Annotated in this window: 20 protein-coding genes; 14 read left to right on the top strand and 6 right to left on the bottom strand. The window is 63.9% G+C overall.

The window, feature by feature from the left end; all coding sequences use genetic code 11:
* Positions 1-66 precede the first annotated feature (66 nt).
* The gene (locus tag CK218_RS06610) at positions 67-834 is read left to right on the top strand and encodes a class II aldolase and adducin N-terminal domain-containing protein (protein WP_066999213.1); all 768 of its coding nucleotides are present in this window, start codon (positions 67-69) and stop codon (positions 832-834) included.
* Between the two features lie 201 nt (positions 835-1,035).
* On the opposite strand, the gene CK218_RS06605 is transcribed toward CK218_RS06610, so the two are convergent.
* Positions 1,036-1,668 carry an HAD family phosphatase gene (locus CK218_RS06605; RefSeq protein WP_066999155.1) on the bottom strand — a complete coding sequence of 211 codons (633 nt, stop codon included), beginning with the start codon at positions 1,666-1,668 and terminating at the stop codon, positions 1,036-1,038.
* A gap of 202 nt (positions 1,669-1,870) precedes the next feature.
* On the opposite strand from CK218_RS06605, the gene CK218_RS06600 reads away from it, so the two are divergent.
* Entirely contained in the window at positions 1,871-2,830 is a 960-nt protein-coding gene (locus tag CK218_RS06600) for a sugar-binding transcriptional regulator (protein ID WP_066999158.1), read from the top strand.
* Between the two features lie 84 nt (positions 2,831-2,914).
* Here the strand turns inward: CK218_RS06600 and CK218_RS06595 are convergent, their stop codons facing one another.
* On the bottom strand, positions 2,915-3,100 hold the full coding sequence (locus CK218_RS06595) for a hypothetical protein (RefSeq protein WP_095782167.1): 186 nt from the start codon (positions 3,098-3,100) through the stop codon (positions 2,915-2,917).
* 110 nt (positions 3,101-3,210) lie between these two features.
* Here CK218_RS06595 and gcvA (CK218_RS06590) point away from each other — a divergent pair, with 110 nt between their 5' ends.
* The 10 genes from gcvA (CK218_RS06590) to CK218_RS06545 all read left to right on the top strand — a co-directional run bounded on the left by gcvA (CK218_RS06590) (position 3,211) and on the right by CK218_RS06545 (position 14,733).
* Positions 3,211-4,119: a transcriptional regulator GcvA gene (gcvA, locus tag CK218_RS06590; protein WP_095827246.1), complete on the top strand. Its 909-nt coding sequence runs from the start codon at positions 3,211-3,213 to the stop codon at positions 4,117-4,119.
* A gap of 162 nt (positions 4,120-4,281) precedes the next feature.
* The gene (locus CK218_RS06585; RefSeq protein ID WP_066999167.1) at positions 4,282-5,592 is read left to right on the top strand and encodes a sugar ABC transporter substrate-binding protein; all 1,311 of its coding nucleotides are present in this window, start codon (positions 4,282-4,284) and stop codon (positions 5,590-5,592) included.
* A 137-nt stretch (positions 5,593-5,729) separates the two neighbouring features.
* Positions 5,730-6,602, top strand: coding sequence for a sugar ABC transporter permease (locus tag CK218_RS06580; RefSeq protein WP_066999170.1), 873 nt, complete (start codon positions 5,730-5,732; stop codon positions 6,600-6,602).
* Between the two features lie 11 nt (positions 6,603-6,613).
* Positions 6,614-7,438, top strand: coding sequence for a carbohydrate ABC transporter permease (locus tag CK218_RS06575; RefSeq protein ID WP_066999172.1), 825 nt, complete (start codon positions 6,614-6,616; stop codon positions 7,436-7,438).
* 34 nt (positions 7,439-7,472) lie between these two features.
* A complete protein-coding gene (locus CK218_RS06570; RefSeq protein WP_066999175.1) occupies positions 7,473-8,477 on the top strand; it encodes an ABC transporter ATP-binding protein in 1,005 nt (334 codons plus the stop codon).
* Entirely contained in the window at positions 8,474-9,244 is a 771-nt protein-coding gene (locus tag CK218_RS06565; protein WP_066999178.1) for an L-iditol 2-dehydrogenase, read from the top strand. Before CK218_RS06570 ends, CK218_RS06565 begins: the two co-directional genes overlap by 4 nt.
* A gap of 155 nt (positions 9,245-9,399) precedes the next feature.
* Positions 9,400-10,878, top strand: coding sequence for a mannitol dehydrogenase family protein (locus tag CK218_RS06560; protein WP_095827245.1), 1,479 nt, complete (start codon positions 9,400-9,402; stop codon positions 10,876-10,878).
* 21 nt (positions 10,879-10,899) lie between these two features.
* Entirely contained in the window at positions 10,900-11,583 is a 684-nt protein-coding gene (locus tag CK218_RS06555; RefSeq protein ID WP_066999184.1) for an HAD family hydrolase, read from the top strand.
* Complete coding sequence (locus CK218_RS06550; protein ID WP_095827244.1) at positions 11,577-13,163, top strand: FGGY-family carbohydrate kinase; 1,587 nt, start codon at positions 11,577-11,579, stop codon at positions 13,161-13,163. Before CK218_RS06555 ends, CK218_RS06550 begins: the two co-directional genes overlap by 7 nt.
* A 166-nt stretch (positions 13,164-13,329) precedes the next feature.
* On the top strand, positions 13,330-14,733 hold the full coding sequence (locus CK218_RS06545) for an MATE family efflux transporter (protein WP_095827243.1): 1,404 nt from the start codon (positions 13,330-13,332) through the stop codon (positions 14,731-14,733).
* 40 nt (positions 14,734-14,773) lie between these two features.
* On the opposite strand, the gene CK218_RS06540 is transcribed toward CK218_RS06545, so the two are convergent.
* From CK218_RS06540 to speB, 4 genes are all read right to left on the bottom strand, one after another.
* Positions 14,774-15,418 carry an amino acid ABC transporter permease gene (locus CK218_RS06540; protein WP_095827242.1) on the bottom strand — a complete coding sequence of 215 codons (645 nt, stop codon included), beginning with the start codon at positions 15,416-15,418 and terminating at the stop codon, positions 14,774-14,776.
* Complete coding sequence (locus CK218_RS06535) at positions 15,415-16,083, bottom strand: amino acid ABC transporter permease (RefSeq protein ID WP_095827241.1); 669 nt, start codon at positions 16,081-16,083, stop codon at positions 15,415-15,417. The genes CK218_RS06540 and CK218_RS06535 overlap by 4 nt, the downstream gene beginning before the upstream one ends.
* Before the next feature lie 88 nt (positions 16,084-16,171).
* Positions 16,172-16,972 carry a transporter substrate-binding domain-containing protein gene (locus CK218_RS06530; protein ID WP_066999199.1) on the bottom strand — a complete coding sequence of 267 codons (801 nt, stop codon included), beginning with the start codon at positions 16,970-16,972 and terminating at the stop codon, positions 16,172-16,174.
* Between the two features lie 189 nt (positions 16,973-17,161).
* Entirely contained in the window at positions 17,162-18,217 is a 1,056-nt protein-coding gene (speB, locus tag CK218_RS06525) for an agmatinase (RefSeq protein ID WP_066999201.1), read from the bottom strand.
* A gap of 214 nt (positions 18,218-18,431) precedes the next feature.
* Here speB and gcvA (CK218_RS06520) point away from each other — a divergent pair, with 214 nt between their 5' ends.
* Both gcvA (CK218_RS06520) and pncB read left to right on the top strand, forming a co-directional pair.
* Positions 18,432-19,415 (top strand): transcriptional regulator GcvA, encoded by a 984-nt coding sequence (gene gcvA, locus CK218_RS06520; protein ID WP_095827240.1) that lies wholly within the window; start codon positions 18,432-18,434, stop codon positions 19,413-19,415.
* A gap of 298 nt (positions 19,416-19,713) precedes the next feature.
* Positions 19,714-21,018: a nicotinate phosphoribosyltransferase gene (pncB, locus tag CK218_RS06515; RefSeq protein WP_095827239.1), complete on the top strand. Its 1,305-nt coding sequence runs from the start codon at positions 19,714-19,716 to the stop codon at positions 21,016-21,018.
* Positions 21,019-21,157 lie beyond the last annotated feature (139 nt).

Here is a 21,157-nt window from a genome sequence, read left to right as displayed (position 1 = left end):
CCCATCAGTTTGCGGTTGCTGGCAGCCGCCATGCACGGCATGCTCGGCCAAACCGGAGGATTTTCGATGAGCCTTGCCCGTCTGCAGAAGGAAATGCTGACCAACCTGCCTTATTACCAGGAGCGGGTCGATCTCGCCGCCGCCTTCCGCTGGACGGCGCGGCTCAACATGCATGAGGCGGTCGCCAATCATTTCTCGCTGTCGGTCAACGAGGACGGCACGAAGTTCCTGATGAACCCGAACCAGGTGCATTTCTCGCGTATCAAGGCGAGCGATCTGCTTTTGATCGACGCCAACGATCCCGAAACGCTCTCCGGCCCCAACGCGCCCGACCCGACGGCTTGGGGCCTGCACGGCGCCATCCACCGCAACGTGCCGCATGCGCGCTGCGCCATGCATGTGCATTCGATCCACGCCACGGTGCTTGCCTCGCTGGCCGACTCCACCTTGCCGCCGATCGACCAGAACTCGGCCATGTTCTTCAACCGCCATGTCGTGGACCCTCATTATGGCGGGTTGGCCTTCGAAGAGGAGGGCGAGCGCTGCTCGAAACTGCTCGTCGATCCCAGGGTCAAGGTGATGGTCATGGGCAATCACGGCGTGATGGTCATCGGGGATTCTGTCGCCGACACCTTCAATCGCATGTTCTATTTCGAGCGTGCCGCCGAGACCTACATCAAGGCGCTGTGGACCGGCCGGCCGCTGCGCACGCTCTCCGACGAGATCGCGGAAAAGACGGCGAGCGAGATGGACGACTATCCCGGCCAAGCCGAGCGCCACCTTGCCGAGCTGAAGGCAATCCTCGACGAGGAAGAGCCGGTCTACAGGAACTGAGCCCCGCGGTTGTGGGTTGACGCTGGAGGCTTGGCTTTCGCCTATTTTCGAAGCCGGGCGCTGCCGCTCACCCTTACCTCTCCCCGTGAAGGACGATGAAAGGGGGATCGCCAGCGTCGGAGCGTGTCCCTTCTCCCAGTAGTCACGGGGAGAAGGTGCCGGGAGGCGGACGAGGGGCAGCGTCGACGCCTGAAAGTCTATTCAGAGACCCAACTGCGCCCGCAGTTCCTCGGCGCTGTTAATGACGATTGCGCCGGGCGGTCCTTCCATCGGCGCTTCCGGCCAGAAAATCGTCTTCATGCCGGCAGCCAGGCCGGCCATCGCGCCGGTGCGGCTGTCGTCGACCGCGACCGCGTCGGCCGGATCCACACCGGCGAGATAGGCCGCGCGCAGGAAGGGTTCCGCATGCGGCTTGCCTTGGCGTACGTCGTTTCGGCTCACCGTGTGCATGCCGGGATAGACGAGACCGACCGCGCCGAGATTGGCGTCAACGATCAGCCGGTCGGAATTGGACACCACCGCCTGCTCGACGCCTAGCGCGCGCAATTGGTTGAACACCTCGATCGCGCCGGGCCGCGGCTTGAGCGTCTCGGCCATCGGCAGATAGTGGTCGTATTTGCGCACGATCCAGTCATCGAAGTGCAGGTCGAGGCCGAACTGGTCGCGCAGCATTTCGTAGACCGGCCATGCCGCGACGCCCAGCACCCGTTCGTGCAGGTCGGTCGGCGGCGTGATGCCGACGCTGCGCAAAGCCGCCACAAGTGCTGCCTCGTGCAGCGGCTCGCTGTCGACCAGCGTGCCGTCCATGTCCCAGAAAACCGCTTTCGGCGTCATGCAAGGCTCCTTTTGCCGATCCCTTAATGGGTTTCCGGTCAGAGATAAACCGCTCTCCCGGCAAATGGTTGAAGCGAGTGCGAACAGGGCCAACCTTGGTCGGCAGCGGCGCAAGCAATTGCTCTTTCAATTGACAATTGCGCAGAGCCGCTTTCGCTGTAATCTAGAGGGCCCGCTATTGTCGGGCTTGGGGAGGCAGAATGTGAACGCGCGACAGGAAACCGGCAGCACCAGGTTGGACGACGCCGCGCGGGCCGGCTGGCTCTACTATGTTGCCGGCAATACCCAGGATCAGATCGCCGCCAAGCTCGGTATTTCCAGGCAGACGGCGCAGCGGCTCGTCTCGCTGGCGATGTCGGAAGGGCTGATCAAGGTCCGCGTCGATCATCCGATCGCCAATTGCCTCGACCTTGCCGCGCGGCTGAAGTCGCGTTTCGCGCTCGATCTCGTCGAGGTGGTGCCGAGCGATCCGACCTCGTCCTCGACGACGATCGGTGTTGCCGAGGCGGCGGCTGCCGAGATCGAGCGGCGGCTGCGCTCCGCCGCCCCCATCGTCATGGCGATCGGCACCGGGCGCACCCTGAAGGCAGCGATCGAGCTGTTGCCGCCGATGGAGTGCCCGCAGCACAAGGTGGTGTCCTTGACCGGCAACATCTCGCCCGACGGCTCGGCCGCCTTCTACAACGTCATCTTCACCATGGCCGACCGGGTCAAGGCGCGCTCCTTCCCGATGCCGCTGCCGGTCATCGCCTCCTCGCCGGAAGAGCGCGACATGCTGCTCAGCCAGCCGATGATCCAGCCGACGCTGGCGCTGGCCGCGGAAGCAGACGTCACCTTCGTCGGCATCGGCGATCTCGGCCCGAAGGCGCCGCTCTATGAGGACGGCTTCATCTCGGAGGGGGAACTGAAGGCGCTGCAGAAAGCCGGCGGCGTCGCCGAGATCGTCGGCTGGGTTTTCGACCGCGAAGGCCGCATGATCGAAGGCATCACCAACGACCGCGTTTCGTCCGCCGCCTTGCCGTCACGCGAGAAGTCCTTGGTCATCGCGCTTGCCATGGGCGAGCGCAAGCTGCCGGGCATTCTCGCCGCCGTGAACCGGCGTTTGGTCAATGGCCTCATCACCGATGAACGGACAGCCACCGCCCTGCTCGGCGGCGCGTGATCGTGATGCTGGGCTCGGGCCGAGTCTGACGCGACCAGCCGTTGGCGATAAAAAGAAACCCGGCTATTATAAAAAGAAACCCGGCTATTTGTAGCGTCCATGCGGATCGTTGCCATCGAGGAAGCCCATGTCCCGCTGCAGGTGCTCCGACAGTTCTCGGACATCGACATAGCCGCGCCTGCGGCTGGCGAACCACGAGAATTCCCGCGCCAGCAGCGAAATCCATCCATGTATCGGGGTCGAATCGAGTTTTTCCTGCATCGGGGTCATGATCGTCAGCCTTCGCTATGCTTGAACTGGAGTGATCGTCGACCCCAAATATCGGGCTGATCGGCACGTGCTTCCAATCAAACGTCGATCATGACCCATAAAGAGGCCTTATGCCCAATCTGAGCTCCCGGCAGAATGTCCAGCTCCCGCCCCTGCAGGCGATTCGGGTGTTCGAGGCCGTGGCCAGACACCTCTCCTTCACCAAGGCCGCCGAGGAGCTCGGCATGACCCAGGCCGCCGCGAGCTATCAGATCAAGCTTCTGGAAGAGCGCATCGGCGCGCCGCTGTTCCTGCGCCGTCCACGGCAGATCGAGCTGACCGAACCCGGCCAGCGTCTTGCGCCGGCTGTCAGCGAGGCATTCGCGCTGCTGAGCGGCGCCTATGCGGCCGCCCGAGCCGGCGCCGACGGCGTGCTTTGCGTTTCCACCCTGCTCACCTTCGCCTCGAACTGGCTGGCGCAGCATCTGGGATCCTTTCAGGTTGCGCACCCCTCGCTTGCCGTGCGCGTCGACACCTCGAACCGAGTCGTCGATTTCGCGCGCGAGGACGTCGACATCGCCATCCGCTCCGGCGGCGGCAAGTGGCCGGGCGTGGAAACGCATATGCTGTTCAGGGCCGACTTCACCCCGGTGCTCAGCCCCAGGCTTGCGGCGAGCATCGGCGGCGTCAAGGAGCCGGCCGACCTGCTCAAGCTCCCCATCCTCGATCCCGGCGACATCTGGTGGCAGGAATGGTTCGCGCTCGCCGGCCTGCCCGCGGAGGAACTCGCCAGCCGTCCCGGCACCAGCATGGGCGCGCAGGCCTATGAGGCGAATGCCGCGATGGCCGGGCAAGGTGTTGCGATCGTCACCAGCGCCCTGTTCAAGAACGAGCTTGCCGACGGCCGGCTGATCCAGCCCTTCGATCTCGTCGGCGACGACGGCCACGCCTACTGGCTGGTCTATCCCACGGCCCGGCGCAACGTGCCGAAGATCCGCGCCTTCCGCGATTGGATTCTCGCCGAGATCGCCTGCCAGTAGCCGGACATCACAGCCTGCCGTCTCCGCTACGCATCGCCCAGACGGGCGCGACATCGATTTGTGCTGCGCTGCAGCATCGATTCCGGCTTGACATAATTCACACTTAGTGAGTAATTGCCCACAGCCAAGGCAAATGCTCATCTTGGTTTTAGGGAGGAATTGATGAAACTTCGCACGCTCACCCTGGGCCTGTTGTCGGCCAGCGCCCTTGCATTCGCCGCGCATGCCGAATCCATCACCATCGCCACCGTCAACAATGGCGACATGGTCCGCATGCAGAAGCTGACGGACGACTTCACGAAGGCCAATCCCGACATCCAGCTCAACTGGGTCACGCTCGAAGAGAACGTGCTGCGCGAGCGCGTCACCACCGACATCGCCACCAAGGGTGGCCAGTACGACGTCTTGACCATCGGCACTTACGAGGTTCCGATCTGGGCCAAGCAGAGCTGGCTCTTGCCGCTCGAGAAGCTCGGCGACGACTACGACGTCAAGGACATCATCCCGGCCATTGCCGGCGGCCTTTCGGTCGACGGCAAGCTCTATGCCGCGCCCTTCTACGGCGAGAGCTCCTTCGTCATGTACCGCAAGGACCTGATGGAGAAGGCGGGCCTCAAAATGCCCGACGCGCCGACCTGGGACTTCATCAAGGAGGCAGCCGACAAGATGACAGATCGCGCCAATGGCGTGAACGGCATCTGCCTGCGCGGCAAGGCCGGGTGGGGCGAGAACATGGCCTTCCTGACCGCCATGTCGAACTCCTTCGGCGCCCGCTGGTTCGATGAGAACTGGAAGCCGCAATTCGACCAGCCGGAATGGAAGAACACGCTGCAGTTCTATGTCGACCTGATGAAGGCAGACGGTCCTGAGGGCGCGTCCTCCAACGGCTTCAACGAGAATCTTGCGCTCTTCCAGCAGGGCAAGTGCGGCATGTGGATCGATGCCACCGTCGCCGCGTCCTTCGTCTCCGACCCGAAGGCCTCGCAGGTCGCCGACAAGGTCGGCTATGCGCTGGCGCCCGACAAGGGTCTCGGCAAGCGCGGCAACTGGCTGTGGGCATGGTCTCTCGCAATCCCCGCCGGCACCAAGAAGGCCGACGCCGCCGAGAAGTTCGTCTCCTGGGCGACCTCGAAGCACTACCTCGAACTGGTGGCTTCGAAGGAAGGCTGGGCCAACGTTCCGCCCGGAACGCGGACTTCGCTCTACAACAATCCGGAGTACCAGAAGGCAGCGCCCTTCGCGAAGATGACGCTGGACTCCATCAATGCCGCCGACCCGACGCATCCGACCGTCAAGCCGGTGCCCTATGTCGGCGTGCAGTTCGTGGCCATCCCGGAATTCCAGGGCCTCGGCACCACCGTCGGTCAGCTCTTCTCCGCCGCTCTTGCCGGCCAGTCGAGCGTCGATGATGCGCTGAAGCAGGCCCAGGACGCGGCGACCGCCGCGATGACCGAAGGCGGCTACCTCAAGTAAGGCTCCTCCCGGTGCCGAACGCCGGTAGCGGATCATGACCGGCATAGGCCGCCCGAAACCCAGTTCGGGCGGCCACCTTTGCAATCAGGAATTCTGGCACAAGTCTAAATCCGGCTGACCTTGGGAGGGTGACCGTCATGGCTACTCAGCAAACCCGTTCGCTTGCCCGTTTCATGATGGCGCCGTCGGTGATCCTGCTGTTCGTCTGGATGATTGTGCCACTGGTCTTTACGCTGTGGTTCTCGTTCCTCCAGTACAACCCGCTCAATCCGATCCGCGATGGGTTCGTCTGGTTCGCCAATTACAAGCTCTTCTACTCCAACCCCGCCTTCCTGCAGTCGATCCTCAACACATTGACCATCGTCGTCAGTGTCCTGGCCATCACCGTGATTGGCGGCATCCTTTTGGCGCTGCTGCTCGACCAGCCGATCTGGGGTCAGGGCTTCGTGCGCATCCTGGTCATCTCGCCGTTCTTCGTCATGCCGCCGGTGGCGGCACTTGTCTGGAAGAACATGATCATGCACCCGCAATACGGCGTCTTTGCCGATATAGCCCGCTTCTTCGGCGCCAACCCGATCGACTGGTTCGGTCAGCACCCGCTGACCGCCGTCATCCTGATCGTCGCCTGGCAATGGCTGCCCTTCGCGACGCTGATCCTGCTCACCTCGCTCCAATCGCTTGACGGTGAGCAGAAGGAGGCCGCCGAGATGGATGGCGCCGGCTTCCTCAGCCGCTTCTGGTATCTGACGCTGCCGCACATGTCGCGCGCCATCACCGTCGTCATCCTGATCCAGACCATCTTCCTGCTCTCGGTCTATGCCGAGATCCTGGTCACCACCAATGGCGGTCCCGGCTACGCCTCCACCAACCTGCCGTTCCTCGTCTACCAGAAGGCGCTCTTGGAATTCAAAATCGGCCAGGCGTCGGCAGGCGGCGTCATCGCGGTCATTCTCGCCAACATCGTCGCCTTCTTCGTCATGCGCGCGGTCGGCAGGAACCTGGACAAGTAAGGGAGGATAGAATGGCACGCGCAGTCACCACCCAGCACAAGACGATCGCAACAGTCGCGGCCTGGGTCGTCGCCCTGCTGATCTTCTTCCCGATCCTTTATACGATCATCACATCCTTCAAGTCGGAGCAGGAGGCGATCCAGGGCTTCGCCCTGATCCCGTCGGGCACCACCGAAAGCTATTCGGAAGTGCAGGCGCAGAGCGGGTATTTCAAGTTCTTCCTCAATTCGGTGATCCTGTCGGTCGGCTCGACCGTCCTTGCGCTCATCGTCGCCGTGCCGGCGGCCTGGTCGATGGCCTTTTCGCCGACCAAGCGGACCAAGGACATCCTGATGTGGATGCTCTCCACCAAGATGATGCCGGCCGTCGCCGTGCTGTTCCCGATCTATCTGATCTTCCGCGACACCGGCCTGCTCGACAGCCGCATCGGCCTCACCGTCATGCTGATGCTGATCAACCTGCCGATCGTGGTCTGGATGCTCTACACCTATTTCCGCGAGATCCCGGGTGAGATCCTCGAAGCGGCGCGCATGGACGGCGCCTCGCTGTGGAACGAGATCATCTATGTGCTGACGCCCATGGCCGTTCCCGGCATTGCCTCGACCATGCTGTTGAACATCATCCTGGCTTGGAACGAGGCGTTCTGGACGATCCGCCTGACCACCACCGAGGCCGCACCGCTCACCGCCTTCATCAGCTCCTTCTCCAGTCCGCAGGGCCTGTTCTGGGCCAAGCTCTCGGCCGCCTCGACATTGGCGATCGCGCCGATCCTGATCATGGGCTGGTTCAGCCAGAAGCAGCTGGTGCGCGGCCTGACCTTTGGCGCCGTGAAGTAAGCCGTAAGCGGCGGACGAAATCCGGGAGGAAACCATGGGAAACATCACGCTCAAGAACGTCTCCAAGTCCTTCGGGTCGACGACGATCATTCCGAACATCGATCTCGCCATCGAGGACGGCGAGTTCGTCGTGTTCGTCGGCCCCTCGGGTTGCGGCAAGTCCACGCTGCTCAGGCTGATCGCCGGGCTGGAGGACACCAGCGGCGGCACCATCAGCATCGATGGCCGCGACGTCACCCGCGAGGCGCCGGCCAAGCGCAAGCTTGCCATGGTCTTCCAGTCCTACGCGCTCTATCCGCATATGACGGTCGCCAAGAACATCGCCTTCCCGCTGAAGATGGCCGGGGAGGACCAGGCGACCATCGACAAGAAGGTCAAGGACGCGGCGCGCGTCTTGAACCTCACCAACTATCTCGAGCGGCGCCCGGGCCAGCTCTCCGGCGGCCAGCGCCAGCGCGTCGCCATCGGCCGCGCCATCGTGCGCCAGCCATCGGCCTTCCTGTTCGACGAGCCGCTGTCCAACCTCGACGCCGCGCTGCGCGGCACCATGCGGCTGGAGATCAGCGAACTGCATCATCAGCTGAAGACGACGATGATCTATGTCACCCACGACCAGGTCGAGGCCATGACCATGGCCGACAAGATCGTCGTGCTAAATGCCGGCAACATCGAGCAGGTCGGCTCGCCGATGGAACTCTACAAGACGCCGAAGAACCTGTTCGTCGCCGGCTTCATCGGCTCGCCGAAGATGAACTTGATCGAAGGCGCGCCGGCCGACAAATATGGCGCCAAGACCATCGGCATCCGGCCGGAGCACATCAACATCTCGACCACGGCGGGCGACTGGAAGGCGACGGTCGGCGTTGCCGAGCATCTCGGCTCCGACACCTTCCTGCATGTCCAGACCGACGGCATCGGCACGATCAATGTGCGCGCCGACGGCGAGGTTGCCGTCAAGCACGGCGACACCGTCTACCTGACGCCCGACAAGGCCAAGCTCCATCGCTTCGGCGCCGACGGCAAGGCGCTGGCGCAGTGAGGCTCAAAGGCAAATCGGCGCTGATCACCGGATCGGCGCGGGGCATCGGCAGGGCCTTCGCCGAAGCCTATGTTCGCGAAGGCGCCACGGTGGCGATTGCCGACATCAATCTCGAAGCGGCGGAAGCGACGGCGAAGGATATCGGCTCTGCCGCTTACGCGATCCGGCTCGACGTCACCGACCAGTCCTCGATCGAGGCCAGCGTGAAAGCCGTCGAAGCGAAGGCGGGCGGCCTCGACATCCTGATCAACAATGCCGCCTTGTTCGACCTTGCGCCCATCGTCGAGATCAGCCGCGCGAGCTACGACAAGCTCTGCTCCGTCAATGTCGCCGGCACGCTGTTCATGCTGCAGGCCGCGGCCCGCTCGATGATCGCTGCCGGCCGGGGCGGCAGGATCATCAACATGGCGAGCCAAGCCGGACGCCGCGGCGAGCCGCTGGTCGCGGTCTATTGCGCCACCAAGGCCGCCGTCATCTCGCTTACCCAGTCGGCCGGACTCGACCTGATCAAGCACCGCATCAACGTCAACGCCATCGCACCGGGCGTCGTCGACGGCGAGCATTGGGATCACGTCGATTCGCTGTTCGCCAAATATGAGAACCGGCCGAAGGGCGAGAAGAAGAGGCTCGTCGGCGAAAGCGTGCCCTATGGCCGCATGGGTCGAGCCGAAGATCTGACTGGCATGGCGGTTTTCCTCGCCAGTGAAGAAGCCGAATACATTGTCGCCCAGACCTACAACGTCGATGGCGGTCAATGGATGAGTTGAGGGGGAAGCGCGCCTCCCTTCCTCCGGGGAGGACGCGTCGCGGGGCAGGTGAGGGGCGCATACCGGCAAACGGATGCTGCCCCTCGCCGCTCGCCCCAAGCGGGTGAATTGGGGGTTGGATTGTCGGGCTGCATATCGGCCAAAGGGTAAGTAAGATGACCGTGAAACTCTCTTTCTCGAACCTCGCAAAGCTTCCGTCGAAGGTTTCCGGTCCGAAATACGATCGCGCCGCGCTGAAGGCCGGCATCGTGCATTTCGGCGTCGGCAACTTCCACCGCTCGCACCAGGCTGTCTATCTCGACGACCTGTTCAATTCCGGCCTCGGCCATGACTGGGCGCTGATCGGCGCCGGCGTGTTCGAGGGCGAGAAGGCCGGCCGCGCCAGGCTGCAGGAGCAGGACTGGCTGACCACCGTGGTCGAGCAGGACCAGGGCCATATGAGCGCCCGCGTCACCGGCGCCATGGTCGATTTCCTGATGCCGGGCGATGCTGAGGCGATCGTCGAGCAGCTCGCCGACCCCGCGATCAAGATTGTGTCGCTGACCATCACCGAAGGCGGCTATTTCATCGATCCGGCCTCCGGAAAGTTCAATCCGGCCCATCCCGACATTGTCGCCGATGCTGAGCCGGGTGCGGCACCGAAGACGGTCTTCGGCATCATTCTTGCCGGACTGGTGCGCCGGCGCGCCGACGGCATCGTGCCGTTCACGGTCATGTCCTGCGACAACATCCCCCACAATGGCCACGTCACCTCCGACGGCGTCATCGGCCTTGCCCGGCTGATCGACGAGGCTCTGGCCAACTGGGTGAGGGACAACGTCGCTTTCCCGAACGGCATGGTCGACCGCATCACGCCGGCCACCACCAATCGCGAGCGCAGCATTCTGGCCAATGATTTCGGGCTGGAGGACAACTGGCCGGTCTTCTGCGAACCGTTCAAACAATGGGTGCTGGAAGATCGTTTCACCGCCGGCCGGCCGCCGCTGGAACAGGCCGGCGTCCAGTTCGTCAAGGATGTCTCGCCTTACGAGCTGATGAAGATCCGCATCTTGAACGGCGGCCACGCAGCCATCGCCTATCCGGCGGGTCTGATGGACATCCATTTCGTGCATGAGGCGATGCAGGAGCCACTGGTGCGCGGCTTCCTCGCCAAGCTGGAGCGGGACGAGATCATCCCAACCGTGCCGCCGGTGCCGGACACGGTGCTTGAGGAATACTACCAGCTCATCGAGCGCCGCTTCTCCAATCCCAAGATCGGCGACACCATCCGAAGGCTTTGCCTCGACGGTTCCAACCGCCAGCCGAAATTCATAATTCCGACCGCCGCGGACCGGCTGAAGGCGGGGAAAGGTGTTGCCGGCCTGGCTCTGGAGTCCGCGCTCTGGTGCCGCTACTGCTTCGGCACCACCGACAGCGGCGCCGTCATCGAGCCGAACGATCCGAACTGGGACCGGATGCAGGCGACCGCCAAAGCCGCGAAGAATTCGCCCGAGGCCTGGCTGGCGATGGACGACATCTATGGCGATGTCGGCCGCTCCGCCGTCTTTGCCGAAGCCTTCGCCCATGCGCTGAACGAATTGTGGGCGAACGGCGCGCGCGAAACCTTGACGCGCTATCTCGCCGGCAAGCTCTGAAGCTCTTTGGACGCAGCCGCAATGACGCCCGAGCTCGTCATCTTCGACTGTGACGGCGTGCTGGTCGACAGCGAGGCGCTTTCGGTTTCCGCGTTGCTGGGCATGATCGAGCTCGCCGGCGGCACTGTCTCGGAGGACGCCGCCTACGAGCATTTCCTCGGCAAGAGCATGAAGAGCGTGCGCGAGATCCTCGGCAGCGATTTCGGCCTTGAGATCAGCGACCAGCATCTCACCGCCATGCGCGTCGAGCTGATGCGCAAGTTCCGCGAGGAGCTGAAGCCGATCCCCGGCATCAAGGAGATCCTGCCGAAGCTTGGCCTGCCCTATTGCGTCGCCTCTTCCGGCACGCTGGAGCGCATCCGCTACGCGCTCGAGGTCACCGGCCTGCTCGGCCTGCTGGAGCCGCACCTCTTCAGCGCCGCCATGGTTAAGCGCGGCAAGCCGGCGCCGGACCTGTTCCTCCATGCCGCCGCCGCGATGTGCGCTGATCCTGGCAAATGCCTTGTCATCGAGGACAGCCCGGCCGGCATCGCCGCGGCGCGGGCGGCGGGGATGCGCGTCTTTGCCTTCACCGGCGGATCGCATGCAAACAACCCTGCGCTCAAGGTGCGGCTTGCGTCGACCGAACCGGACTTTATATTCGCTGACATGCTGCAATTGCCCGACCTGATTGCAGACCTGGGAGCGAGAGTAAAAGCATCTTGACGAGTTTTGTTTGCGCGGTCGATGTCGGCACCGGGAGCGCTCGCGCGGGCATTCTCGACTCTGAAGGCAATCTGCTCGGCCGCGCCGAGCGGCCGATCGCCATGCACCAGCCTAAGCCCGATCACGCGGAGCACGATTCGGAAAATATCTGGTCGGCAGTCTGCGCCGCCGTGCGGGCCGCGCGCGAGAAGACGAACGTCGCCGCATCGGATATTGTCGGCATCTCCTTTGACGCCACCTGCTCGCTGGTGGTGCGCGGCAGGCGGGGCGATCAGCTGAGCGTCTCGGTCACCGGCGAGAAGCGCTGGGATACCATTGTCTGGCTCGACCATCGCGCCATCGCCGAAGCCGACGAATGCACCAGAAGCGGCCATGCGGTGCTCGACTATATCGGCGGGGTGATGTCGCCGGAAATGGAAACGCCGAAGCTGATGTGGCTGAAGCGCAACCTGCCCGCCACCTGGAATGAGGCCGGCTATCTGTTCGATCTCGCCGATTTCCTGACCTGGAAAGCGACCGGATCGCTCGCCCGCTCGCAATGCACGCTGACGGCCAAATGGACCTATCTCGCGCATGAGGAGAGGGGCTGGCGGCGCGATTTCTTCAAGCTCGTCGGCATCGGCGATCTCTTCGAGCATGGCAATCTTCCGGACAAGGCGAGCCCCGTCGGCACCGATATCGGGCAACTCACGGCCGATGCGGCGGCAGATCTCGGCCTGACGGAGAAATGCCGGGTCGGCGCCGGGGTGATCGACGCCTATGCCGGCGCGCTCGGCGTGCTCGGCGGCTTTGCCGGCGACGAGAAGGACATCAGCCGGCACCTGGCGCTGATTGCCGGCACCTCGTCCTGCGTCATGGCGATGTCGCAGGATCCGCAGCCCTTCGCCGGCGTCTGGGGACCATATTATGGCGCGGCGCTGCCAAAGCTTTGGCTGTCGGAGGGCGGTCAGTCGGCGACCGGCGCTCTGCTCGACCACATCATCCGCTGGCACGGCGCCGGCGGCGAGCCGGATGCGGCAATGCATGCCAGGATCGCCAAGCGCGTCGCCGAACTGCGCGCCGCCGAGGGCGATGCGCTGACCGCGCGGCTGCATGTGCTGCCGGATTTCCACGGCAATCGCTCGCCGCTCGCCGACCCGCACGCGGTTGGCGTCGTCAGCGGGCTGACACTCGATTCCTCCTTCGACAGTCTGTGCAAGCTCTACTGGCGCACCGCCGTCGGCATCGCGCTCGGCGTACGCCATGTGCTCGAGGCGCTGAACGAGAACGGCTATTTGATCGACACGCTGCACGTCACCGGCGGCCACACCAAGAACCCGCTCTTGATGGAACTCTATGCCGATGCCACCGGCTGCACCGTCATCGAGCCGCTGGCCGACGAGGCGGTGCTGCTCGGCACCGCCATGGTCGCGGCGACCGCCGCTGGGCTTTACGCCGACCTGAACGCCGCTTGCGTGGCCATGCAGCAGGGCGGCAGGACGCGGCCCCCAAATCCGGCCGCCGGCGCTCGCTTCGACCGCGACTATCGCATCTTCCTCGAAATGCACCGCCAGCGGCAGGCGCTCGACGCCATCCAATAGAAGGCCCGGCTCCTGCGCTTCCCGCTGGCTCAATAGGTCGCCGCTCCTCCTCCTTGCCAATATGTCGCATTTCGTTCACAAGACGGCGCAAACGGCGCCATTTTGCGCCGTTTGCGTGCGGCTTCCGGGGCGTTGTCCCGACGCGCCGTGGTCTGAAGAGCGAAAAATGTCTGCGATCGAAGCCGGCGCTCGCGCGCCGGAAAATTTTTGGCGTCAGGAAATCAGGGCGACATTGTTGCTTGCCTGGCCGATGGTACTCACCAACCTCGGCCAGACCGCCATGACCGCGACCGACGTCATGATGATGGGCCGTTTGGGACCCGATACGCTGGCCGCCGGCGCGCTCGGCTCCAATCTCTATTTCATGCCGCTGATCTTCGGGCTTGGCCTGATGCTCGCCACCTCGCCGATGATGGCGACCGAGCTCGGCCGCCGCCGCCATTCGGTGCGCGACCTGCGCCGCACCGTGCGCCAAGGACTCTGGCTGGCGGTCCTCGTCTCGATCCCGATCTGGTTGTTCCTCTGGCATGGCGAAGAAGTGCTTTTGGCCATGGGGCAGAAGCCGGACCTCGCGCACCAGGCAGGCATCTACCTGCACTGGCTGCAATGGGCGGTGCTGCCTTTTTACGGTTATATCGTGCTGCGCTCCTTCATCTCGGCGCTGGAGCGGCCCGGCTGGGCGCTGATCATCGTTTTCGTCGCCGTCGCTTGCAATGCCTTCTTCAATTGGGTCTTCATGTTCGGCAACCTCGGCGTCCGCCCGATGGGCATCGCCGGCTCGGGCCTCGCCACCTCGCTTTCCAGCATGCTGATGTTTGTTGGACTGGCGGCCGTGGTGGTGCTGGAGAAAAAATTCCGCCGCTATCACCTCTTCGGCCGCTTCTGGCGCTCCGACTGGCCGCGCTTCCGTGGCCTGCTGAGGCTCGGCCTGCCGATCGCCGGCATCCTCGCCTTCGAGGTGACGATCTTCAATGCGGCAGCCCTGCTGATGGGTCTGATCGACGCGGATTCGCTGGCAGCCCACGCGATTGCCATCCAGATCGCCTCGATCTCCTTCATGGTGCCGCTCGGCCTCAACCAGGCGGTCACCGTGCGCGTCGGCCTGGCACATGGCGCCGGCAATCCCGAGGGCGTCTCGCGCGCCGGCTGGACCAGCTTTGTCATCGGCGTCTCCTTCATGGCGCTGATGGGGCTGGTGATGATCCTGTGGCCGCAGCTTTTGATCAGCGCCTTCATCGATCTCGCCGATCCGGCCAATGCCAGGGTGATCACGCTTGCCGTGTCCTTCCTGGTGTTCGCGGCGCTGTTCCAGATCTTCGACGGCGCCCAGGCGGTGGCCGCCGGCATGCTGCGCGGCCTGCACGATACCAAGGTGCCGATGATCTATGCCGCGATCGGCTATTGGGGGGTCGGCCTTCCGCTCGGCGTGCTGCTCGCCTTCCATTTCGGCTTTCACGGCGTCGGCATCTGGATCGGCCTGTCGTCAGGCCTGGCGGTGGTGGCGGTGCTCCTGCTCGTCCGTTGGCTGCGGCGCGATCGCATCGCGCCGGCCTTGTCGTTCAGCCATTGAGGAGAGCGGCCGCCGGTCAGCCGGCGGCCCTCGTCAACATTCAGTGTGCGGAGACACGCTCGAGCCGTCGCGCATATTGCGTCAGCGGGAAGCACATCACGAAGAAGATCAGCGCCACCAGCCCGTAGACGGTGAAGGGTTCGAAGGTCGCGTTGTTGATGGCGTTGGAGGTCCTGACCAACTCCTCGAAACCGATGATCGAGGTCAGCGCCGTCGATTTGATCAGCTGCACCAGGAAGCCGACGGTCGGGGCGCGCGTGATGGCGAAGGCCTGCGGCAGGATGATCAGCCTGAGTTCCTGCAGATAATGCAGTCCGAGACTGGCGCCGGCGTCCCACTGGCCGCGCGGCAGCGCATCGACACCGCTGCGCCAGATCTCGGCGAGATAGGCGCTGGCAAAGAAGGTGAGGCCGAGCGCCGCGGCGGTCCATGGCTCGATGCGCAGCCCCAACATGGGCAGGCCGAAGAACATCAGGAAAAGCTGCATGAGGAGCGGCGTGCCCTGGAACAGCGCGATATAGCCGGAAGCGATCCGCTTGATCCATTTGTTCTTGGCTATGCGGAAGAACAGCACGACCAGCCCGACCAGCGCGCCGCCGACGAAGGCCGCAAGCGACAACAGCACCGTCCAGCGCGCGGCGAGCAGAAGGTTGCGCAATATGTCCCAGAGGGTGAATTCGATCATGACACGCCGGCTCCGAGCGCGCGGCGTCCGCCGCTGACCAGCAGCCGGCGCAGCCCCATCGCCAGGCCGAGATAGACCATGGTCACCACCAGATAGGTTTCGAAGGCGCGGAAGGTGCGCGCCTGCAGCATGTCGGCCTCGTAGGTCAGTTCACGCACCGCGATCTGCGACACCACGGCCGATTCCAGCATCATGATGACGATCTGGCTGGTCAGCGCCGGATAGATCACTTTCAGCGCCTGCGGCAGCACGATCTTTATGAACACCTGTCTGGGCCTGAGCCCGAGCGCAAGCGCTGCCTCCGTCTGCCCGCGCGGCACTGCGTCCAGACCCGCGCCGACGATCTCGATCGTGTAGGCCGCCATGTTGAGCGTCATCGCCAGCATGGCGGCCAGGATCGGATCGAGTCGGATGCCGAGGCTGGGCAGGCCGAAGAAGATGAAGAACAGCTGCACCAGGAACGGCGTGTTGCGCATCACTTCGACATACCAGCCGATCGCCAGCTTGAGCGGCCTCGGGCCGTTCCGGCGGCCGGCGGCGCCCAGGATGCTGAGAAAAGTGCCGGCGAGCGTGGTGACGACGATCAGAAGCAGCGTCATCGCCGCGCCGCGCGCGATCGCGCCCGCTGCACCCGCAAGCCAGCCGAAGTCGAGGCTGTAGCCCATCGCGATTGGCCCTGTTGGAAAGCGTGTAGCGCAAGAAGCAAGTACGGGAGCGGTTCAGCGCTTCAGGCGCGCTGAACCGCTCCGGGGATCAATCCTTGAGGTTGTCGGGATTGAGCGGCGTCTTCAGCCAGGCCTTCGAGCTCTCGTCCAGCTTGCCGTCCGCCAGCATCTTGGCGACCGCATCGTTCACCGCCTTCTTCAGCCTGTCCTCGTTCTTGTTGAGGCCGATATGCGAGGGCGAGGTCAGCAGCTGGAACTTCTGCTCGGGCTTCAATGCAACCTGCTTGGCCAGCACCTGCGCGCCGACATCGTTGCCGACCACCATCAGCTGCGTCTGTCCGGAGATGAAGGCCTGGATGACGGAATTGTAGTTGTCGAAACGGCGGATGTCGGCCGAGGCGGGCGCCGCCTGGGTGAGCGAGGTATCCTCCAGCGTGCCGCGATTGACGGCGATCGACTTGTCGGCAAGGTCGTCCTTGCCTTTGACGGCAAGCTCGGCCGGGCCGATTACGGCGATGTAATAGGGCGCGTAGGCGGCGGCGAAATCGATCACCTGCTCGCGCTCTTTCGAATAGCCGACGCTCATCAAGATATCGACGCGCTTGTCGGTGAGATACGGGATGCGATTCTGGCCGGTGACGCTGACGAGGTTCAGCTTCACCTTCAAGGAATCGGCGATCGCCTGCGCGACGTCGATGTCATAGCCCTTGATGCTCATGTCGGCGCTGGCCGAGGAAAAAGGCGGGAAGTCGGAGAAGATGCCGACATTGATGGCCCCGGCCTTGGTGATGTCGTCGATGGCGTCGGCCTTGGCCTGCAAGGCAAGACCGGCGGCGCCGAGCATGATGAGTGCCGCAAGTGCGGATTTCAGTGTGTTGCGAAGAGTCATTTTAGTTCCCCTGCTGGAAGCTTGTTGTTGAAACCGGCCGCCGGCTCCAGCGCGACGGCCGTACTGGTTAGCAATTCCAGGAAAAGCGGGAAGCGGTCTACGCTTGGCGACTTCGCCATAGCTTCCGTCCGGAATTGCGTAAAAACAAAGCGGTTCCCCGTTTCCATGAAGCGGTGAAACGCTCTCGCGTCAGCCCTTCTTGATTGCCGGGCTGAACACCATGAGGCTCAGGATCTCGAACAGGACCTGCGCGCCGACATGGGCGGTATTGGTGGTCGCGTCATATTGCGGCGCCACCTCGACGACGTCGCCGCCGACGATGTTGAGGCCCTTCAGGCCGCGCAGCAGCTCGAGCACCTCCCGCGTCGTCAGTCCGCCGACCTCAGGCGTGCCGGTGCCCGGCGCGAAGGCCGGATCGATGCTGTCGACGTCGAAGGAGATGTAGGTCGGGCCGTCGCCGACGATCTTCCGCGCCTTCTCGACGATGGCGGGGATGCCGAGGCCGGTCACCTCCTCGGCATGGACCACCGTCATGCCGGATTCGTAGGTGAACTCCCACAGATACTCGGCCGAGCCGCGAATGCCGATCTGGATCGTGCGGGTGGGATCGAGCACGCCGTCCAGGACCGCGTTGCGGAACGGTCCGCCGTGGTGGAACTTGGTCATGTCGAACAGCCCACTGGTGTCGCAATGGGCGTCGATGTGGATCATGCCGACGGGAGCCTGCTTACCGACCGCTTTCAGGATCGGATGGCTGATCGAGTGGTCGCCGCCGACCGAAAGCGGCAGCACGCCGGCGTCGACGATCTGGTTGGTGCGCTTTTCGATGTCCTCATGGCTGATCTCCAGCCGGTAACGGCTGCGGAACGGCGTGTCGCCGATGTCGGCGACGCGCAGCTCATGCGTCGGCGCGCATTCCAGCACGTGATTGTAGGGGCCGATGCGCTCGATGGCGCGCAGCGCCCGCGGCCCGAAGCGTGAGCCCGGCCGGTTGGTGACGCCAAGGTCCATCGGCACGCCGATCATCGCCACTTGCAAGTCGCCGAAATCCGGATTGTCGGCGGCCACCTGCCGGTAAGGTGCGGCAAGGAAGGTCGGGATGCCGGAATAGGGCGCCAGCCGGGTGCCGCTTTTGCTGAAGATCTTGTCGGCGACCTTGCGGAATTTCGGGTCGAACATCTCGCCGCCATGGCTCTCGCCATATTTGCGGCGCAACGCTTCGAGCTTGCCGCGATCGTAACCCATGTCCGGTACTCCTCCGTGACTGCTTGCAGCGCGGCGGCTGCACCGACGGCTGCCAATCCAGCAGTCATCCGGCTGATCGTTGCCCGCCGGCGCCTGCGAAATCTACGTCTGTTGAGCTGTTCCGGGCAAAAGTGTCGGGCAACTGTATTGAAAAATCAATTGATATTGTTAGGGTCTTTGCTGTGAGAAAATCTCACGAAGTCGGGAGCTGTCCTTGGCCAAGCGCTTGCCGCCGTTGAACCCGCTGCGCGCCTTCGAGGCGACGGCGCGACATGCCTCGCTGACCAAGGCGGCGGGCGAGCTCAACGTCACGCATGGCGCGGTCAGCCATCAGATCAAGGCGCTCGAGCAATCGCTCGGCGTAAAGCTTTTCCAGCGCACGGGTCAGCGCGTGAAGCTGACCCCGCACGGCGCTGAGTTCCTGCCGGCGGTTTCGGCGGCCTTCGACGGCATCGCCGCCGCCACGCAGCGCATGACACGCCCCGCAAGCACCGGTGTGCTGTCGGTGTCCTGCGTGCCGGCGCTGCTCTTGTTGTGGATGACGCCGCGGCTCGGCTCCTTCACCGCGCAATATCCCGACATCCAGCTGACGCTGATCCCCTCCAACGAGGCCAGGGACATCCGCGCGCCGCACATCGACGTCTGCGTGCACTATGGCGATGGCAGCTGGAGCGACTGCTGGATACGCAGATGGTCGGGCCTTGAGCTGTTTCCGGTCGTCAGCCCGACGCTGATCAACAACCGCCCGATCCGCAGTGTGCGCGACCTTGCCGACCACGTTTTCCTGCATGGCGACGACGGCCGCGAGTGGCACACCTGGCTGGCCGCCGCCGACGCGCTCGACCTGGAGCGCGGCCGCCGCCATCACCTCGGCGACGCGCGCATAGCGGTGGAGGCCGCCGTCCACGGGCATGGCGTGGCGCTCGGCGATTCCGTGACCGCGCGGGCCCTGCTCGCCAGGGGCATGCTCGTCGCGCCCTTCGCTTTGTCGGTGCCGGCGGTCGATGACTTCTATGTCGTCTGCCGCAACGAGATGCGCTCGGCGCCGATCGTCCAGCTCTTCATCGACTGGCTCTTTGCCGAAAAGGAGCAGGACGAGGGCCGAGCCGATGCGCCGGTCGCCGGCCGTGTGCCGAGCCGCAGGAAGCGCCCGGCGCTCAAGGTGATCGGGGCTAGAGCGATCCCAGGAAAAGTGTGAGCCATCTTCCGTCCGGAGATTCGCGTCAGCAACAAGAAAGCCAAGAGCATTTCGCGGTTTCCGTGCAACGCTGGAATGCTCTGGCGCAGTGTCATGATCGCTGGACTTGCATAGCTGGTTTTTGTCGGGCCAGCTTGCAAAGCAGGAAGCGCTTTCAAAAATACAATGCTAAGACCGCAGCTGGTTAACAATTCCGGGAGCTGCGCGGCGGTTTTCCGTCCGGAGTGCTTCATAACAGGGACTTGAGGCGCCGCGCTTGGAATCACGCAAGCGCGACGCGTTTTTTGGGTGAGCAGATATGGCACGAACCGATATAGCGCGGCGCGTCTACAACCACACCTGGAAGCTGGACCCCATCGTCCGCAGCCTGCTGGACACCGATTTCTACAAGCTTCTGATGCTGCAGATGATCTGGGGCATGTACCCCAAGGTCGACGCCACTTTCACGCTGATCAACCGCACGACCTCGGTGCGGCTCGCCGACGAGATCGACGAAGGCGAACTGCGCGAGCAGCTCGACCACGCTCGCACCTTGCGCTTCACCAAGAAGGAGATGATCTGGCTCGGCGGCAACACCTTCTATGGCCGTAAGCAGATCTTCGAGCCGGAATTCCTCGCCTGGCTGGAGGATTTCCGCCTTCCCGACTATGAACTCACCAAACGCGACGGTCAGTACGAACTGTCCTTTCCCGGTCCCTGGATGTACACCACGCTGTGGGAGATACCGGCGCTCGCCATCATCAACGAGCTGCGCTCGCGCGCCGCCATGCGCTCCTTCGGCCAGTTTGCGCTCGACGTGCTCTACGCCCGCGCCAAGGCCAAGATGTGGGCCAAGACCGAGCGGCTGAAGGCATTGCCCGGCATCCGCATCTCCGATTTCGGCACCCGCCGCCGCCACTCCTTCCTGTGGCAGCGCTGGTGCGTCGAGGCGCTGAAGGAAGGCATCGGCGAGGCTTTCACCGGCACGTCGAACGTGCTTCTGGCCATGGACAACGACCTCGAGGCGCTCGGCACCAATGCGCACGAGCTGCCTATGGTGTTTGCGGCACTCGCCAACTCCGTTGAGGAGCTGAGGCAGGCGCCCTACAAGGTGCTGCAGGACTGGCAGCGCTATTATGGCGGCAATCTGCTGATCGTGCTGCCCGACACGTTCGGCACGGCCGCTTTCCTGCGCGACGCGCCGGACTGGATCGCCGACTGGACCGGCTTCCGCCCCGACAGCGCGCCGCCCATCGAAGGCGGCGAGAAGATCCTCGCCTGGTGGCGCGAGAAGGGCAGGGATCTGAAACAGAAGCTGCTCATCTTCTCCGACGGGCTCGAGGTCGAGACCATCGAGGAGACCTACAAGCATTTCCGCGGCAAGGTGCGCATGTCCTTCGGCTGGGGCACCAACCTCACCAATGATTTCGAAGGCTGCGCGCCGACCGAGACCAACAGCCTCGACGCCATCTCGCTGGTCTGCAAGGTCAGCGAAGCCAATGGCCGGCCGGCGGTCAAGCTCTCCGACAACCCCGCCAAGTCGACCGGCGATGAGAAGGAGATCAAGCGTTATCTGCGCATCTTCGGCGAGAAGGGTCGGGTGGAGCAGCTGGTCAAGGTGTGAGGGGTCGCCATCAGTGACCAGTGCTGATCCGGCTTTGTCACTCGAGACAGCGAGCCTCGATCGGCCGCGTTCCTTCGCCGTAGGGTGTAAGCCTTCGGGGTTAGCTTGCTTAACCACCGCCTTTGCCCTCCTCCCCACC

It is taken from the genome of Mesorhizobium sp. WSM3879, assembly GCF_002294915.1.
Lineage (GTDB): Bacteria > Pseudomonadota > Alphaproteobacteria > Rhizobiales > Rhizobiaceae > Mesorhizobium.
The sequence above is the reverse complement of the archived record's forward strand: the minus strand, read 5'-3'. Positions and strand labels throughout refer to the sequence as shown.

Excerpts from the sequence above, each read along its gene's own strand:
- gcvA (WP_095827246.1), top strand. The coding sequence starts at position 3,211 with ATGCCCAATCTGAGCTCCCGGCAGAATGTCCAGCTCCCGCCCCTGCAG.
- CK218_RS06595 (WP_095782167.1), bottom strand. The coding sequence starts at position 3,100 with ATGACCCCGATGCAGGAAAAACTCGATTCGACCCCGATACATGGATGG.
- CK218_RS06535 (WP_095827241.1), bottom strand. The coding sequence starts at position 16,083 with ATGGGCTACAGCCTCGACTTCGGCTGGCTTGCGGGTGCAGCGGGCGCG.
- CK218_RS06580 (WP_066999170.1), top strand. The coding sequence starts at position 5,730 with ATGGCTACTCAGCAAACCCGTTCGCTTGCCCGTTTCATGATGGCGCCG.
- CK218_RS06545 (WP_095827243.1), top strand. The coding sequence starts at position 13,330 with ATGTCTGCGATCGAAGCCGGCGCTCGCGCGCCGGAAAATTTTTGGCGT.
- CK218_RS06585 (WP_066999167.1), top strand. The coding sequence starts at position 4,282 with ATGAAACTTCGCACGCTCACCCTGGGCCTGTTGTCGGCCAGCGCCCTT.
- CK218_RS06575 (WP_066999172.1), top strand. The coding sequence starts at position 6,614 with ATGGCACGCGCAGTCACCACCCAGCACAAGACGATCGCAACAGTCGCG.
- CK218_RS06560 (WP_095827245.1), top strand. The coding sequence starts at position 9,400 with ATGACCGTGAAACTCTCTTTCTCGAACCTCGCAAAGCTTCCGTCGAAG.
- CK218_RS06610 (WP_066999213.1), top strand. The coding sequence starts at position 67 with ATGAGCCTTGCCCGTCTGCAGAAGGAAATGCTGACCAACCTGCCTTAT.
- CK218_RS06555 (WP_066999184.1), top strand. The coding sequence starts at position 10,900 with ATGACGCCCGAGCTCGTCATCTTCGACTGTGACGGCGTGCTGGTCGAC.
- CK218_RS06540 (WP_095827242.1), bottom strand. The coding sequence starts at position 15,418 with ATGATCGAATTCACCCTCTGGGACATATTGCGCAACCTTCTGCTCGCC.
- CK218_RS06530 (WP_066999199.1), bottom strand. The coding sequence starts at position 16,972 with ATGACTCTTCGCAACACACTGAAATCCGCACTTGCGGCACTCATCATG.
- pncB (WP_095827239.1), top strand. The coding sequence starts at position 19,714 with ATGGCACGAACCGATATAGCGCGGCGCGTCTACAACCACACCTGGAAG.
- CK218_RS06570 (WP_066999175.1), top strand. The coding sequence starts at position 7,473 with ATGGGAAACATCACGCTCAAGAACGTCTCCAAGTCCTTCGGGTCGACG.
- speB (WP_066999201.1), bottom strand. The coding sequence starts at position 18,217 with ATGGGTTACGATCGCGGCAAGCTCGAAGCGTTGCGCCGCAAATATGGC.
- CK218_RS06605 (WP_066999155.1), bottom strand. The coding sequence starts at position 1,668 with ATGACGCCGAAAGCGGTTTTCTGGGACATGGACGGCACGCTGGTCGAC.